Genomic DNA, 15569 nt, shown 5'->3' with positions numbered 1-15569 from the left:
CCCTTCCGCTTGGTCGCCGCAGCACCTAAAGCGTGACGCCATGACCGACCAGCCCGAGCTCGACTGGCGGGACGACCGCGTGCCGGTCTCGCGCCGCTTCGACGACCCCTACTATTCGCTCGACGACGGCCTCGCCGAGACGCGGCACACCTTTCTTGCCGGAAACGGCTTGCCCGACAGGTTCCGGCCCGGCTTTCACGTGGCAGAGCTGGGCTTCGGCACCGGGCTGAACCTGCTCGCGGTCCTGGACCTGTGGCGGGCCACCGGCCAAGACGGCCGCCTGCACGTCACCAGCTTCGAGGCCTACCCTCTGCCACCCGCCGACATGATCCGCGCGCAGGCGACGTTCCCCGAACTGGCCGGGATTGCCGCGGACCTCGCGCCACACTGGGGACAGTCACGGATCGAGCTGCCGGACCTCGTGTTCACGCTGGTCGAGGGCGACGCGCGTGAAACCTTACCTCGGTGGGAGGGATGCGCCGACGCGTGGTTCCTCGACGGCTTCTCCCCCGCCAAGAATCCCGAGCTCTGGTCGCCGGACCTCATGGCCGAGGTCGCGCGGCACACGGCCCGAGGCGGCACCGCCGCGACCTACACGGCGGCCGGTTTCGTGCGCCGGGCGCTCGATGCGGCAGGCCTTGTGACCCGGCGGCAGCCGGGATACGGCCGAAAGCGCCACATGACGGTGGCGATCCGCAGCGAAGACGCGCAAGGCACTCCATGACCCGCAATGACACCCGCCTCGGCATCGCGCTGATGGTCACCACGACGTTCATCTTCGCGATGCAGGACGGCCTCTCTCGCTACCTCGCGGACAGCTACAACGTCTGGATGGTGGTGATGATCCGCTACTGGTTCTTCGCGGCCTTCGTCATCGCCATTGCGCGCCGCCAGGCAGGCAGCATCCGCAACGCGGCGGCGACGGAACAACCGTTCCTGCAGGCCTTCCGGGGGGTGCTCCTGGCCCTCGAGATCATGGTGATGATCCTCGGCTTCGTGTTTCTCGGCCTCGTCGAGAGCCACGCGGTCTTCGCCTGCTACCCGCTCCTGATCGGCGCGCTGTCCGGTCCCGTGCTGGGCGAGACCATGGGCTGGCGGCGCTGGACCGCGACGGGAGTGGGCTTCGTCGGCGTCATCATCGTGCTGCAGCCCTCGGGCGGGGTCTTCTCGCCCTACGCGGCGATCCCCCTGCTGGCCGCGCTGATGTTCGCGGTCTACGGTCTCCTGAACCGTTACGTGGCACGCAAGGACGACGCCGCGACCTCGTTCTTCTGGACCGGGACCGTCGGGTCCGTGGTGGCGACCCTGATCGGCGCGTGGTTCTGGGAGCCGATGACCGGCCCCGACTGGGCGCTGATGGCTGTCCTGTGCCTCACCGGTGCGCTCGGGCACTTCACGCTCATCAAGGTTTACGAGGTCGCCGAGGCTGGCGCGGTCCAGCCCTTCGCCTACCTGCAACTCGTGTTCGCCTCGGCGCTCGGCCTTCTGGTCTTTGACGAGACGCTGCGGACGAACGTGGTGGTGGGTGCGACCATCATCGTGGGCGCCGGGCTCTTCACCTTCTGGCGCGAGCGGCGCGCCCGCTGAGCCGCGCCTAGACCGACACGCAGGACAGCAGGTCGTCGCGATCGGTGTCGGCCTTCGCCTGCGACCGGATCACCCGTCCGCGCTCGAGCACCACGAAGCGGTCGGCCAGGTCCCAGGCGAAGTCGAAATACTGCTCGACCAGGACGATGGCGATGTCACGGCTGCCGCGCAGGTGACGGATCACCTCGCCGATCTGCTGGATAATGTTCGGCTGGATGCCCTCGGTCGGTTCGTCGAGCAACAGCACCTTGGGGTTCGTCATCATCGCGCGCGCAATCGCCAACTGCTGTTGCTGCCCGCCAGACAGGTCGCCGCCCCGCCGCCCGAGGAAGTCGCGCAGGATCGGGAACAGCTCGAACACCTCGTCGGGAATGCGGTGCTCGGACTTCGGCAGACAGGAATAGGCGGTTTCGAGGTTCTCGCGCACGGTCAGCAGCGGAAAGATGTCGCGCCCCTGCGGCACGTAGCCGATGCCCGCCCGCGCACGGACATGGGCCGCGGTGCCGCGCAGGTCGGCTCCGTCCAGCAGGATGCGGCCCGACGACGCCTTGTGTGCCCCCGAGATCGCCCGCAAGAGCGACGTCTTGCCGACACCGTTGGTGCCCATCACGCAGGTCACCTCGCCCGCACGGGCGATCAGCGACAGGTCGTAAAGGATCTGGCTCTGGCCGTAATGCAGGCCCAGCCCCTCGACCGACAGACGCGGAGTGTCCGTGACAGCGGCCGAGCGGGGCAGTGTCTCAGCGTCCGAGGTAGACATCGATCACCTCCTGGTTCTTCGTGACGTGATCGATCGAGCCTTCGGCCAGGACCGAGCCCTCGTGCAGCACGGTTACCTTGCAGTCGAGCCGGCGGACGAATTCCATGTCGTGCTCGACCACCACCACCGCGTGATGCTTCGCCAGCGACTTCAGAAGGTCGGTCGTGTGCTCACGCTCGGCCGGGGTCATGCCCGCCGCCGGTTCGTCCACCAGCAATAGCTGCGGGTCCTGCGCCAGCAGCATCCCGATCTCGAGCCATTGTTTCTGCCCGTGGCTCAGCTCTCCTGACGTACGGTCGAGCTGACCGGCGAGGCCGATGGTGTCGGCGATGTCCTCGACCTTGGCGCGCTCCTCGGCCGAGGGCTTCCAGAACAGCACCTTGAACGGTCCCCGGTCGGCCTTGAGCGCCATGGTCAGGTTGTCGCGGACCGATTGCTCCTCGAATACGGTGGGGCGCTGGAACTTGCGGCCGATCCCGGCTCGGGCGATCCGCGCCTCGGACATGCCGATGAGCGAGATGTTCTCGTCGCCCCAGATCACCCGCCCGGTGTCGGGCCGGGTCTTGCCGGTAACAATGTCCATGAAGGTCGTCTTGCCGGCGCCGTTCGGGCCGATCACGGCACGCATCTCGGCGGGACCGATGGCGAAGGACAGGTTGTTGATCGCGCGGAAGCCGTCGAAGGTGACCGACACGCCGCTGACCTCCAGAAGACGGGTCGAACCGCTCATTCGCCTGCCTCCCTCTCGCGCAGGGCACCCTGATCGGGCCCGAGATCCGCGCCATGGCGGTCGCGGCCCCGCCGCTCCGTCCACAGGTCGACAAGACCGCCGAGGCCCTTGGGTGCGAAGATCGTCACCAGCACGAAGCTCACGCCCAGGAGCACCAGCCACCAGTCCACCCAGTCGACGCGGTAGAAGCCGAGGTCGATGTCCGGTGCGCCGCCGCCAGTGAACCATGTGGACACGAGGCTCACGAAGGCCGCACCGATCACCGCGCCGTAGAGTCGCCCGCGACCGCCGATGGCGACCCAGACCGCCAGGTAGATCGAGGCGATGGGCGCCATCTCGCCCGGGTTGATGATGCCCGCTTGCGGATAATAGAGCGCGCCCGCGATACCCGCGACGATGGCCGTCAGGGTGAAAACGAACAGCTTGAAGCCCTCGACCGGGTATCCCAGGAACCGCACCCGTGCCTCGTCATCGCGGATCGCCCGAATGACCGAGCCCATCTTGCCCGACACGACCCAGGCGAAGAAGACATAGCCCAGCGCCAGCGCAAGCGCCGAGGCGAGGAAGAATGCCAGCGCCACTGCCGCCTGCGGCGCGTCCAGGAAACCGGGAATGTTTTGCAGACCGGACAGGCCGTTGTTGCCGCGCAGACCGCTGTCGTTCTGGAAGAACCACAGCGACAGCGCCAGCGTCATCGCCTGCGTCAGGATCGACAGGTAGACGCCCGTGACGCGGCTCCGGAACGCGAGCCAGCCGAAGACCAGCGCGATCAGCCCCGGCACCACCACGACCATCGCCAGTTGCAGCGGCAGCGAATGGGCGAAGCCCCAGACCCACGGAAAATCGGACGCGCCCACGACCCCGAAAATCTGGCTGCCGATCGCGTCGCGCAGCTCGGCTTCGGTGGGCGGAATGGCACGCCCGGCGAGGTTCGCGGCCACGATGATCTCGGTCCGCGCATACATCAGCCACATGCCGATCGCGTAGCCGCCGAGACCGAAGAACGCCATGTGCCCGAGGCTGAGGATACCACAATAGCCCCAGACCACGTCCATCGCCAGCGCGGCGAGGCAGAAGCACAGGGTCATGCCCAGCACCTTGAGGAAAGAGGTCGAGATCAGTCCGGTGCCCACGGCCTCGGACATGACCGTGACGGCCAGCACCACGAGGCCAAGGATGCCGAGGAACCACGGCACGGAGGAGGGAAGTGCGCGCATCGGCTCAGTCCCCCGCCGCACGGCCCTTGAGGGCGACGATGCCCCGCGGCCGGAACTGGATGAAGAGGATGATGAACAGGATCATGAAGGTCTGCGCCGCCAGCGTGTTCGACGGGTTGAACCACTCGATCCCCTTCTGGAGGAAGCCGATCAGCGTGGCACCGGCAAGGGTGCCCCAGACGTTGCCGACGCCGCCCACGACCACGGTCATGAAGCTCTGCACGATGTAGTTCGATCCCATTTCGGATGTGACCTGAGCGTAGAGGCCGATGGCCACGCCCGCGATCCCGGCGATGCCGGAGCCGAGGCCGAAGGTCAGCATGTTGATGCGCTCGGAGTTGATGCCCATGGACGCGGCCATGCGCGGGTTCTGCGTGACCGCCCGCACCTCGAGGCCGAGGCGCGTGCGCTTGAGGATGAACAGCAAAAGCCCGAGGAAGAAGAGGCCTAGCACGAAGATCGCGATCCGCACGAAGGAGATCGAGATCACGTCGGACACCACCATCGATCCGGCCAGCCAATCCGGCGCCGTGAACGGCCGTGCCTGCGTGCCGAAGATGTTCTTGGCCAGTTGCTGAAGCGCGATCGAGATCCCGAAGGTCGCGAGCAGCGTCTCGAGCGGGCGGTGATAGAGCCAGCGGATCACCAGCCGCTCCATCGCCACGCCGAGCGCGAAGGTCACCGCGAAGGCCAGCGGCAGCGCGAGGATGATCGAGATCGTGTAGTTCGGCACCAGAGACTGCACCACGTAGCCGGTATAGGCGCCCATCATGATGAACTCGCCGTGGGCCATGTTGATGACGCCCATCACGCCGAAGGTGACCGCCAGCCCGATCGCCGCGAGGAAGTAGATCGAGGCCAGCGACAGCGCATCCAGCGACAGGTCGGCGGCCTCGCTCAGGCCCACGCGCGTCTCCACCCCGTCGAGGGCGGCGCGCGCGGCGTCCGTTACAGCGGGGTCGGGCTCGTCGTAGATCGCGTAGAAGGAATAGGCGTCCACGGCCGCCGCCATGTCGTCGGGGCCGACGAAGCCCGGCACGGTGCCCTCCGCGGCCAACGCCTCGTAGGCGTCGATCCGGCGCGCGGGGTCGGACAACTCCTCCACCGGGACGCCCCCCACGGCGCCGTCCGCGATGTTCTGCGTCAGCGCGGCGTAGATGTCCGCGTCGCTCACCCGCGGCGGGGCGAGATCGCGCTCCACCAGCTCGGAATAGGCGGCATCGAGGCTCATGTCCTCGCCGGGCACGTAGGTCCGGGCGACGTTGACGTCCTCGGGCACGGTCTCGGAAACTTCGTCCGAGGTGGTCAGGATCTGGTTCAGCACGCCGCGCAGCTCGACGCTGACACCGTTGGTGATCTGGCGGATCGCTTCGACACGCGCCTCGGTGTCTTCGCCAAAACGCGCGGTGAGCATGGCCAGCAGCCGCTGCTTGCGCGCCGCGATCCGGGCGGACGGCTCGTCCTCGATGGAGGCGGCCAGCGGTTCGATCTGGTCGGCAGACATGTCCCCCGAGATCGCGTCTAGGGCGGCACGCCGCTCGGCGATGTCGGGCGAGGACAGCTGGAATTGCACGAGCGCGCCCGCCAGTTCGCGACGGACGCCGCCGTTCGGGCGGACCTCGTCGATGCCATCGTCCGGCACGGGACCCGCTGCCTCGCCGGTGGCGATGTCGATCAGCTGGTCGTCCTCGACGTAGAAGAACAGGCCGTCCTCTTCGCGCACGACGACCTCGCGCTCCTGCCAGCGCGACAGGAACTCGGCCACGCCGGGCAGTCCCGACGCCACCAGCGCGTCGATCACCTCGTTGACGGTGGAGCGGGACGGGTTCGCGACCGCGTCCTGATTGTCCTGGAGAACCGATTGCAGGTCGCTCTGCTGTGCGCGCGCGACGGGCGCGAAAGCGAACGACAGGCACAGTGCGAGCACCGTGACGAGGGCGCGTGGCATGGGGGGCCTTTCGGAAAAGAGGGTCGGGCGGCCCGTTTCAGGGGCCGCCCGCGAGATGTGCCTGGCGTCAGTAGTTCGACGTCTGCTGCACGCAGGTCTCGGTCTCGGTGTTGTACATGCCGCAGTCGAGCTCCTGCCAGTCGCTCTTGAGAACAGCCGATTCGGGCAGGTAGTCGGTCCACGCATCGCCCGGCACCTCTTCGGTCTCGGAGATGATGTCGAACTGGCCGTCCGCGCGGATCTCGCCGATCAGGACCGGCTTCGACAGGTGGTGGTTCGGGTTCATGACCGCGGTGCCGCCGGTGAGGTTCGGAAATTCCTGGCCCCACATCGCCTCGCGCACGGCGTCGACATCGGTGGTGCCGGCCTCTTCAACTGCGTTCACCCACATGTTGAAGCCGATGTAATGGGCCTCCATCGGGTCGTTGGTCACGCGGCTGTCGTCACCGATGAACTCGTGCCACGCCGAGATGAACTCCTCGTTCTCGGGGGTGTCCGCCGACTGGAAGTAGTTCCAAGCAGCGAGGTGCCCTTCGAGGTTCGAGGTGTCGAGGCCCGACAGCTCTTCCTCGCCGACCGAGAAGGCGACGACGGGGATGTCGTCGGCGCTCACGCCCTGCGCGGCAAGCTCGGTGTAGAAGCCCACGTTGGCGTCGCCGTTGATGGTCGAGATCACGCCCACCATCGAGCCGTCCTCGCCCAGCGCGATCACGTCCGACACGATGGTCGACCAGTCCGAGTGGCCGAACGGCGTGTAGTTCACGAAGATGTCCTCGTCGGCGATGCCGTTGTCCTTGAGGTAGGACTCGAGGATGTTGTTCGTGGTGCGCGGGTAGACGTAGTCGGTCCCCAGAAGCGCGAACTTCTCGACGCCCAGCTCCTCGAGGAAGTAGTCCACCGCCGGAATCGCCTGCTGGTTCGGCGCCGCTCCGGTGTAGAACACGTTTTTCGAACTCTCTTCGCCCTCGTACTGGACGGGGTAGAACAGCAGGCCGTTGAGTTCCTCGATCACCGGCAGCACGGACTTGCGGCTGACGCTGGTCCAGTTGCCGAAGATCACGTCGACCTCGTCCACGGTCAGAAGCTGTCGGGCGAGTTCGGCGAATCGCGGCCAGTCGGAGGCCGGGTCGACGACCACCGCCTCGAGATCGCAGCCCAGGAGACCGCCGGCCTCGTTCTGCTGTTCGACGAGCATCAGGATCGTGTCCTTCAGCGTGGTCTCGGAGATGGCCATGGTGCCCGACAGCGAGTGCAGCACACCGACCTTGATCGGGCACTCGGCGTCCTGCGCGGCGGCGGGCAGCGCAAGGCCCATGCTCAGCGCGGCAACGGCGCCCGCGGTTTGAAACGTGGTTTTCATTGTATCGTCGTCCCTTTGAAAGACGTTCCCCCTGCTGGCCGCGCGGCGTCTGGCGCCGCGTCTTCGGGCGCGTCTCCGGCCCCGGCCTGTGGCATGTCGGCAAAGTCAGCTTCGCGCGACGGAGGTCAGTAAGTTGCGGGACGTTATGCCAGACAACGACGGAGGCGTATCGGCGCCCCGACCCGGCGGATTTGCCTCCTCTTTGGGCGAACCGGACGAGAACAGTCCAAGACTTGGGCAATTACCCCATGCCGCGAGCGCAGGCGGTTGCCGGCCGAGCGTCTGGCGCCGCACGGCTTGGCGCCGGCCATGTGCGTACAAACAGGTGAATCGAAGGAGCGCGTCACCGGCAAGCAACGGCCAAGCCGGGCGGCTTCGCCGCCGGAATACGGTGTGCGGGATGTCCGGGAGGTTGCCCGGTGCGCCCCCGGCCCGCCTACTCTCCGAGCGGCAGGAGCGTGTTGCCCACCAGTTCCTGCGAGAACGGCACCGGGTGCGGATCCAGCCCGAGACGTGCGCGGTAGACCGGCAGGCTCTCGGCAACGCGCTGGACGTAGTTCTGCGTCTCGCGGAAGGGGATGAACTCGATGAAGTCGATCACGTCGATCTGGCCCCGGCGCGGATCGCCCCAGCGTTCCATCCACTGAAGCGGACGGCCCGGTCCGGCATTGTAGCCGGCCGACATCATGATGACGTTGCCGTCGAAACGCTGCGCCAGATGTTCGAGGTACGCCGACCCGAGACGGGCGTTGTAGGCCGGGTCCGATGTCAGCCGGCCCATGTCGTAGCTTTCGCCGAGCCAGCCCGAGACGTCGCGCGCCGTGCCGGGCATCAGCTGCATCAGACCGCGTGCGCCGGCAGGCGAGACCACCACCGGGTCGAACTCCGATTCGCGCCGCGCAATCGCCAGAACCAGCTCGGTCGGAACGGGCCAGTTGCGCCCGGCGAAGGACGGCACGGCGTAGTAGGGGCCGTGCACCTCCATCCCGTATTGCGCCGCGCGCTTGCCCACCATCACCTGGAAGTGCGGGCGGTCCATCTCTTCGAGCATCTCGCCCAGTTGCGCCACGCCGGTGCGGTCGAGACTCTCGGCGAGGTGCGTGAAGAAGCGTTCGGCCAGGTAGTCCTGGTTCGCCTCCATCAGCAGGTTGGCCGCCTCGAAGACGGTGCTTTCGGTAAAGTCCGCCTCGCGCCAGTCGGGCAGGTCACGGTCGCCGCCGAGGTTCGGATCGGGTGCCAGACCGGCCTTTTCGGCGGCGAGAAGGCCGTAGAACGCCGTCTGGTACTGCCCGCCTTCTGCGTAGGCCGCCTGTGCCGCCTCGGTGTTCCCGGCAGCTTCCTCGGCGCGGCCGAGCCAGTAATTGCCGCGCCCGAGCGAGATCGGCGTATCGACCGACGCGCGCATCCGGCGGAAATGCTCGGCGGCAAGCTCCGGGTCGTTCAGGAACCGAAGAGCGAGGAAGCCGGAGAGCCATTCGAGGTCCGAATAGGCATACTCCCCGTTCGGGACCATGTAATGTGTCGAGGCGATCCGATACGCGGTCTCGACGTCACCGGCGCGCATCTTCTCGCGCGCCATGACGCGACGCCGCTCGGCCCAGGCCGACGGCTCGCCCAGAGATTCTGCACTGGTGGCGCGCTCCAGCAGAAGCTCGATGGCGCTTTCGTCCCGCCCCTTCCGGGCGCGCCACTCGAAGCGGTCATGCGCCAGGCCGGGATCGTCGACCAACGACGCCGGCACCGCCTCGATCTTCGAATCGACGCCGGCCTCCATCTCCTGCAGGGCCAGCCGTGCCTCTCCCAGGGCGCGGCGGTCGTCGTCCACCAGCCCCAGCATCCGACGCGCGTTCGAGGTCCAGCCGTTCCACAACGCCATGTCGAGCCGCGCGGAGTGATGCGGACGCAGCAGGTCGCCGTGCTGCGCGAGGAAGGCGGCAACCTCCTCGGATGACAGCGCCAGCGTGCGCCAGGCCATCACGACCGTCGCTTCCGCGGCTCCGCTCTCACCGGCATCCAGTAGCGCGCGCGCGTAGGACAACGCACCCGAGCCGGTCTGCGGCAGGCCCTCGTCGAAGAAGGCAAGCACGTCGGCATGGGGGGCACTGGTGATTGCCTCCTCGCTCTTCTCGCGCAGGTAATCCATGCCCGGCCAGTCGGCGTTGCGGGACACGAAGTCCTGCACCTGCCGCGCATCTCCGTTGCCCTCGCGCAGGTAGTGCCAAAGGATCACGTCGAGCCCGACCTGCCCGTCGCCGCGCGCCTCGATCATGGCAGCGGCCCAGTTGCCCTGCCGCATCAAATCCATCGCCCGCCCCAAGGCATCCTGCGCCGCCACGGGCCGCGCGACGAGAAGCAGGAGAGGCAGGAGGAGCCAGGCCGTCAGACGCGACATCAGCTTGCAATTTCCCGATCGAGAGAGGATAGACACGCCCCGGAGCATATCGGCCGGAAAGCCGGTCTCAACTCACGAACGCGAGACGAGAACAGCCTCCGGCGCCGCCCGGAACTCGGAACCGAATTGAGAAGGAGCGTGTCATGTTCAAGGGGTCGATGCCAGCCCTGGTCACGCCGTTCAAGGACGGCGCGGTGGATTTCGAGACGCTCAAACGTCTGGTCGACTGGCATGTCGACCAGGGCAGCCACGGTCTGGTCCCTGTCGGCACCACGGGCGAAAGCCCGACGCTGAGCCACGAGGAGCACGAGGCCGTCGTCGAGACCGTCGTCGCGCAGTCCGCGGGCCGCATTCCCGTCATCGCCGGCACCGGGTCGAACAACACCGCCGAAGCGATGCGCTTTCTCAAGCACGCCGAGGCCGTGGGCGCCGACGGCGCGCTGGTGGTCACGCCCTACTACAACAAGCCGACGCAGGCCGGACTTTACGCGCATTTCAAGATGCTGCACGACGCCACGGATCTGCCGATCATCATCTACAACATTCCGGGCCGTTCGGCCGTGGACATGACCCCGGTGACGATGGGCGAGCTGGCCAAGCTGCCGCGGATCGTTGGCGTGAAGGACGCGACCGGCGACCTCGCCCGGGTCTGCGCGCAGCGGATTTCCTGCGGCCCGGAGTTCCTGCAGATTTCGGGCGAGGACGCGACCGCGCACGGGTTCAACGCGCAGGGCGGAATCGGCTGCATCTCGGTGACCGCGAACGCGGCGCCGCGGCTTTGCGCCGATCTTCAGGAGGCCTGCCTCGCCGGCGATTACGGTCGCGCGCTGGAAATCCAGGACCGTTTGATGCCCCTGCATCACGCCATCTTCACCGAGCCGGGCCTCTGCGGCGCGAAATATGCCATGTCGCGCCTCGGCCTCTGCGAGGACGAAGTGCGCGTTCCGCTCCTGCCTCTGACCGAGCCAACCCGCGATCTCGTGGACCTCGGCCTGCGTCACGCTGGACTGCTGAACTGATTTTGACCTCTGCCCCGGCCCGCGCCGGGGCAGACGGATCACTCCGACATTTCGCGCTGCCGCATGGGCATCGCGTCGATGGTGTCGAACAGCGATCCCGCGGCAATCGGCGCCGTCTCGGTGCGTTTCACGCCACCATCCTTGCCCACCAGAACGAACAGGAAGCCGTCGGGCCCGAAGCGCTGCCGCAAGGCGCCGTTCGTGTCGGGGGATGTATCCGCCAGCACAACGATCTCGCGGTCGGCAAGGCCGGCACGCGCCTCGCGCAGCGCGGCCAGCTGTTCGGTGTAGGCGGTGTCATTTGCCGATGCCGCGAACAGCAGCACAGGCCGCGCCTCCCAGCGCAACGCCGACGGGTCGTCTGGCATCGGCTGCACGATGTCGCCGGCCGAACCCTGTGCGTGACCGGAGGGGGCCGCGAGGATCGCCGCCCCCAGCAGAGCGGCGCGCAGGCCGGGGGTCGCAAACCCGTATGTCATGGGGAACGCTCCTTCGTCGTCGTCCGTGACTTTGAAGACGTCAGCTAGACGACAGGCGCACGGGACAACCCCGGGCCGCGCGGGCCCGGGGTGACAACTGCGTTACTGCGTGGGGGCCGGAAGCCCCTCGGGCTGCCCAACCACCATGAAGCTCAGCTTCTCGGGATCGAGCAGTTCTGCCGCCACCCGGTTCACGTCCTCGCGGGTGACCGCCTCGACCTTTTCGTTGCGGGTCTCCACGTAGTCGATCGGGAGATCGTGCAACTGCATCCCGACGAGGATGTCGGCGATGGCCCCGTTGCCGTCGAAGCGCAGCGGGTAGGCGCCGGTCAGGTAGGTTTTCGCCTGGTCGACCTCGTCCTGCGTCGCGCCCTCTTCCGCCATGCGGCGCCATTCGTCGCGGATCACTTCGATGGCCTCGGCAACCCGGTCGTTGGCCGACTGCACCCGGCCCATCATCATGTCCGCGTTCTCGCGGTTCGCGAGGTAGGAATAGATGCCGTAGGTCAGGCCGCGCTTTTCGCGGACCTCTTCCATCAAGCGCGCCTCGAAGCCGCCACCGCCGAGGATCTGGTTCATCACGTAGGCCGCGAAGAAATCCTCGTCGTCGCGCGGAATCCCCGGCTGGCCGAAGATCGCCACCGACTGCGGCGTGTCGAATTGCTCGACCCGGACACTGCCATCGAAGGTCGGGTCCGCCGGGCCGGGCCGCTCGGCGCCGTCGGCGGGCAGGTCGGCCATCAGCGTGTCGATCAGCTCGGACAGCTCGTCGGCCGAGATGTCGCCCGCAGCGCCGATGATGACGCGGTCCTGCGCGATGGCGGCCTCGTGCGCGGCGACCAGGTCGTCGCGGGTCAGGTCCGTCACGCTCTCGATCGTGCCGGCGACCGGCACGGCATAGGGATGGTCCCCGAACACTTCCTCGGACGCGCGGCGCTCGGCGATGCTGCTCGGGTCGGTCTGGGCCGACCGCAGCCCCGACAGCGCCTGTGCGCGGACCCGCTCCACCGCGTCCTCGTCAAAGCGCGGCTCGGCGAGGCTGTCGCGCAGAAGGGCCACGGCCTCGTCCATGTTCTCGGTCAGGAAGCGCGCCGAGACGGTCACGCTGTCCTGTCCCGCATCGTAGGAAAAAGACGCCGCCAGCGACTCCTGCGCCGCGGCAAACTCGCGCGCCGTGCGATCGCCTGCGCCTTCCTCCAGCAGTCCGACCATGAGATTGGTCACGCCGGCCTGCCCCTCCGGATCGAGCGACGTGCCGCCCTCGAACAGAAGCTCCAGCGATACGAAGGGCACGGTCTCGTCCTGGACGAGCCACGCCTCGTAGCCGGCGTCTGTGGTCACCTCCTGGATGTCGACGGCCGCGAGTGCGGGAAGGGCGGCGAGCGTTGCGCCGCAGAAGGCCAGGGCGGCGGGAAACGTGCGGGTCATTGCGTCACCTCATTGAGGGCGGGGTCCTCTTGCGTGGGGGCGGGGGCCTCCTCGGCCGGAGCGGCGGCGGGCGTCGGCGCCTCGGCTTCGTCCCCGGTCAGGTAGCCGGTCACGGCATGATCGCGGTCGAGAACCTGCCGCGCGGCCTTGAGGATGTCCTCCTCGGTCACCGCTTCCAGAACGTCGGGCCACGCCTGCACGTCCTCGACGGTCAGGCCGCTCGCGAGCGCCGAGCCGTAGCGCCGCGCGAGCCCGTCGGAATTGTCGAGCGCGTAGATCCGCTGCGCCCGGAGCTGGAACTTGATCCGCTCCAGCTGCTCGGGGTCGACGCCTTCCTCGAGGAAGTTTGCCACGGCCTCGTCCAGGGCGTCCTCGGCCTCCTCGAGGCTGACGCCCTCGGCGGGCACCACCACGAACGAGAACCGCGTGTCGTCGAGCGCGGTCGAGTCGTAGAACGCGCTGGTGTAGACCGCGACGTTCTCCTCGAACTGCAACTCGCGCGTCAGGACCGAGGTCTGCCCGCCGCCGAGAATCTCGGCCAGCATGACAAGCGCGGCGGGCGTCTCCTGCTCGCCCGGGTCACGCTCGGGCGCCAGGTAGCTGCGGGTCACGTAGGGTTGCGCGATGCGCGGGTCCGAGAAGCGCAGCAGGCGCTCGGCGCGCTGCGGCGGCTCCTGCGGGCGGGCCCGCTCCTCGACGTCGGGGTTGGCGGGAATCGCGCCGTAGTGTTCCTCGGCGAGACTGCGCACCTCGTCCGGCGTCACGTCGCCCGCGACCACAAGGATCGCGTTGTTCGGCGCGTAGTGCAGCTCGTAGAAGTCGAGCGCGGCCTCCATGTCGAGCGCCTCCATCTCCTGCTTCCAGCCGATGATGGGCGTGCCGTAGGGATGGTTGAGGAAAAGCGCCGCGCTTGCCTGCTCGTTGAAGAGGGCCGAAGGCTCGTTCTCGACGCGCTGGTTGCGCTCTTCGAGAATCACGTCGCGCTCGGTGGCGATGTCCTCCTCGGTGAGCTGCAGGTTCACCATGCGGTCGGCCTCCATCTCCATCATGCGACCAAGGCGGTCGGAGGCCACGCGCTGGAAATAGGCGGTGTAGTCGTAGCTGGTGAAGGCGTTGTCGGTGCCGCCGTTCTCGGCGACCACGCGGCTGAACTCGCCGGGCTCCAGCGTGTCGGTGCCCTTGAACAGCAGGTGCTCGAGGTAGTGCGCCACGCCCGAGACGCCGGGCGTCTCGTCGGCGGACCCGGCGCGATACCATACCATGTGCGTGACGACGGGGGCGCGGTGGTTCTCGATGACCACCACCTCCATGCCGTTGTCCAGCGTGAAGGTCGTCACCTGCTCGTCGATCTCCTGCTGCTGCGCGGCGGCGGGGCCGGCCAGCAGGAGTGAGGCGGCGAGCGCGCTCAGCCGTTTCAACATGTCTCGAAAGCCTCCTCGGTCGGGATATGCTTTCAAGCTACGCCCCCCGTGCCGCACTTCAAGCAACCTGACACAGATGTAACCTGCTGCGGCAACCCGCCGCTGCCGGCGCGACGCTCAGCGCGCGGGCGGCGGGGCCGACGGGGTGCGGATCGAGGTGCCGGGCCGGCGCACGCGCTGCAACCAGCCCTGCGCGTCAAGCGACTGGCCGCGATAGGCGCGGTTGTACTCGTCGTCGCGCACGATCTTGAAGTTCAGGATCGACTTGCGCCGGCGGAAGGCCGCGTCGTCCACCGCCAGCTCGCGGCGGATGCCGGCAGCCACGCCCCGGCGGCCGGCGGCCGCGACCAGCGCGGTGTCTCCCGCGGGGATGCCGGTGACCGCCATGCGCGACGGATCGCCGCCCAGGGCCGCGACCGCATCCTGCAACGGCGTGAGGTCGGCGCGGTTCGCGCCCTCGGTGGGCGCCGGCAACTGCGCGAAGCTCTGCGGCATCTGCAAGGGACGGTTCGGCACGATGCCGAACTCCTCGGGCGTGCCACGATAGTCGTTCACGTCGCGCAGATTGGTTTCGCCGTCGCGGATACCGCTGCAGGCGGCCAGCGTCGTGGCGATCATGGCAAGCGTCGCGATCCTGAGCCCGCTCATCCTGTCACTCCCGGTTCTCGTCGCCCGAGCCTTATCCGAAACGGTCGCGGGCGTCACGCGCGCTTTTTCCGGCTCGTGCGCGGGCCCTTGCCACCGTCGTCCGAGAACAGCACCAGCCCCGCGGCGCCCACGAAGATCGCGATGTCCGCCACGTTGAAGGCATAGGGGTTGTCGATTCCGCAGCACGACATGTTGAGAAAATCCGCGACGGCGCCGTAAAGCAGCCGGTCCACCACGTTGCCGAGCGCGCCGCCGATCAGCACGCCGCCCGAGATCTTGCCCCAGAGCCCCGGCGGATCGCGGCGCAGCCACACCAGCACGAACAGCACGATGCCCAGCGCCACGGCGATCAGCACCCACCGCGTCATGTCCGCCTGCCCCGAGAACAGGCCGAAGTTGATTCCGTAGTTCCAGGCCATCCGGAACTCGAGGAAGGGCGGCCACACCTCGATGATGCCCTTCGCGTCGAGCCCCATCATGTGCACGATCCACCACTTGGTGAGCTGATCGAGCACGAAGATCACGGCGGCGGTGATGGCGACTGTCTTCATGCGGGTTTCCTCCGGTCCGCGGCCGCGCA

At 67.8% G+C, this 15569-nt stretch carries 14 protein-coding genes; 3 read left to right on the top strand and 11 right to left on the bottom strand.

What is annotated here, in order from left to right; translation table 11 throughout:
* Nucleotides 1–40 precede the first annotated feature (40 nt).
* Both mnmC2 and BMX29_RS10815 read left to right on the top strand, forming a co-directional pair.
* Nucleotides 41–724: a tRNA (5-methylaminomethyl-2-thiouridine)(34)-methyltransferase MnmC2 gene (gene mnmC2 / locus BMX29_RS10820; protein WP_092812617.1), complete on the top strand. Its 684-nt coding sequence runs from the start codon at nucleotides 41–43 to the stop codon at nucleotides 722–724.
* Nucleotides 721–1587, top strand: a complete 867-nt coding sequence (locus BMX29_RS10815) for a DMT family transporter (RefSeq protein WP_043845067.1) — start codon at nucleotides 721–723, stop codon at nucleotides 1585–1587. The genes mnmC2 and BMX29_RS10815 overlap by 4 nt, the downstream gene beginning before the upstream one ends.
* Nucleotides 1588–1594: 7 nt before the next feature.
* Here BMX29_RS10815 and urtE read toward each other — a convergent pair whose 3' ends face one another.
* The 6 genes from urtE to BMX29_RS10785 form a co-directional block, all read right to left on the bottom strand.
* On the bottom strand, nucleotides 1595–2347 hold the full coding sequence (gene urtE / locus BMX29_RS10810) for an urea ABC transporter ATP-binding subunit UrtE (protein ID WP_051487780.1): 753 nt from the start codon (nucleotides 2345–2347) through the stop codon (nucleotides 1595–1597).
* On the bottom strand, nucleotides 2328–3077 hold the full coding sequence (gene urtD / locus BMX29_RS10805) for an urea ABC transporter ATP-binding protein UrtD (RefSeq protein WP_092812614.1): 750 nt from the start codon (nucleotides 3075–3077) through the stop codon (nucleotides 2328–2330). The genes urtE and urtD overlap by 20 nt, the downstream gene beginning before the upstream one ends.
* Nucleotides 3074–4294: an urea ABC transporter permease subunit UrtC gene (urtC, locus tag BMX29_RS10800; protein WP_043845069.1), complete on the bottom strand. Its 1221-nt coding sequence runs from the start codon at nucleotides 4292–4294 to the stop codon at nucleotides 3074–3076. Before urtC ends, urtD begins: the two co-directional genes overlap by 4 nt.
* A gap of 4 nt (nucleotides 4295–4298) precedes the next feature.
* Complete coding sequence (gene urtB, locus BMX29_RS10795) at nucleotides 4299–6242, bottom strand: urea ABC transporter permease subunit UrtB (RefSeq protein WP_092812611.1); 1944 nt, start codon at nucleotides 6240–6242, stop codon at nucleotides 4299–4301.
* Between the two features lie 67 nt (nucleotides 6243–6309).
* Nucleotides 6310–7557 carry an urea ABC transporter substrate-binding protein gene (urtA, locus tag BMX29_RS10790; RefSeq protein ID WP_051487789.1) on the bottom strand — a complete coding sequence of 416 codons (1248 nt, stop codon included), beginning with the start codon at nucleotides 7555–7557 and terminating at the stop codon, nucleotides 6310–6312.
* A 481-nt stretch (nucleotides 7558–8038) separates the two neighbouring features.
* Complete coding sequence (locus BMX29_RS10785) at nucleotides 8039–9994, bottom strand: lytic transglycosylase domain-containing protein (protein WP_092812609.1); 1956 nt, start codon at nucleotides 9992–9994, stop codon at nucleotides 8039–8041.
* 143 nt (nucleotides 9995–10137) lie between these two features.
* Between BMX29_RS10785 and dapA the strand changes: the two genes are divergently transcribed.
* A complete protein-coding gene (dapA, locus tag BMX29_RS10780) occupies nucleotides 10138–11013 on the top strand; it encodes a 4-hydroxy-tetrahydrodipicolinate synthase (RefSeq protein ID WP_043845076.1) in 876 nt (291 codons plus the stop codon).
* Nucleotides 11014–11051: 38 nt separating this feature from the next.
* Here the strand turns inward: dapA and BMX29_RS10775 are convergent, their stop codons facing one another.
* From BMX29_RS10775 to lspA, 5 genes are all read right to left on the bottom strand, one after another.
* Entirely contained in the window at nucleotides 11052–11492 is a 441-nt protein-coding gene (locus BMX29_RS10775; protein WP_092812606.1) for a DUF4174 domain-containing protein, read from the bottom strand.
* Between the two features lie 102 nt (nucleotides 11493–11594).
* Complete coding sequence (locus BMX29_RS10770) at nucleotides 11595–12920, bottom strand: M16 family metallopeptidase (RefSeq protein ID WP_092812603.1); 1326 nt, start codon at nucleotides 12918–12920, stop codon at nucleotides 11595–11597.
* Nucleotides 12917–14341, bottom strand: a complete 1425-nt coding sequence (locus BMX29_RS10765; RefSeq protein WP_092812600.1) for a M16 family metallopeptidase — start codon at nucleotides 14339–14341, stop codon at nucleotides 12917–12919. The genes BMX29_RS10770 and BMX29_RS10765 overlap by 4 nt, the downstream gene beginning before the upstream one ends.
* A 117-nt stretch (nucleotides 14342–14458) precedes the next feature.
* Nucleotides 14459–14989: a DUF3035 domain-containing protein gene (locus tag BMX29_RS10760; protein ID WP_081749789.1), complete on the bottom strand. Its 531-nt coding sequence runs from the start codon at nucleotides 14987–14989 to the stop codon at nucleotides 14459–14461.
* Between the two features lie 53 nt (nucleotides 14990–15042).
* Complete coding sequence (lspA, locus tag BMX29_RS10755; protein ID WP_092812597.1) at nucleotides 15043–15540, bottom strand: signal peptidase II; 498 nt, start codon at nucleotides 15538–15540, stop codon at nucleotides 15043–15045.
* Nucleotides 15541–15569: the final 29 nt, after the last annotated feature.

Source organism: Roseivivax marinus, from assembly GCF_900109705.1.
GTDB classification, from domain to species: domain Bacteria; phylum Pseudomonadota; class Alphaproteobacteria; order Rhodobacterales; family Rhodobacteraceae; genus Roseivivax; species Roseivivax marinus.
The sequence above is the reverse complement of the archived record's forward strand: the minus strand, read 5'-3'. Positions and strand labels throughout refer to the sequence as shown.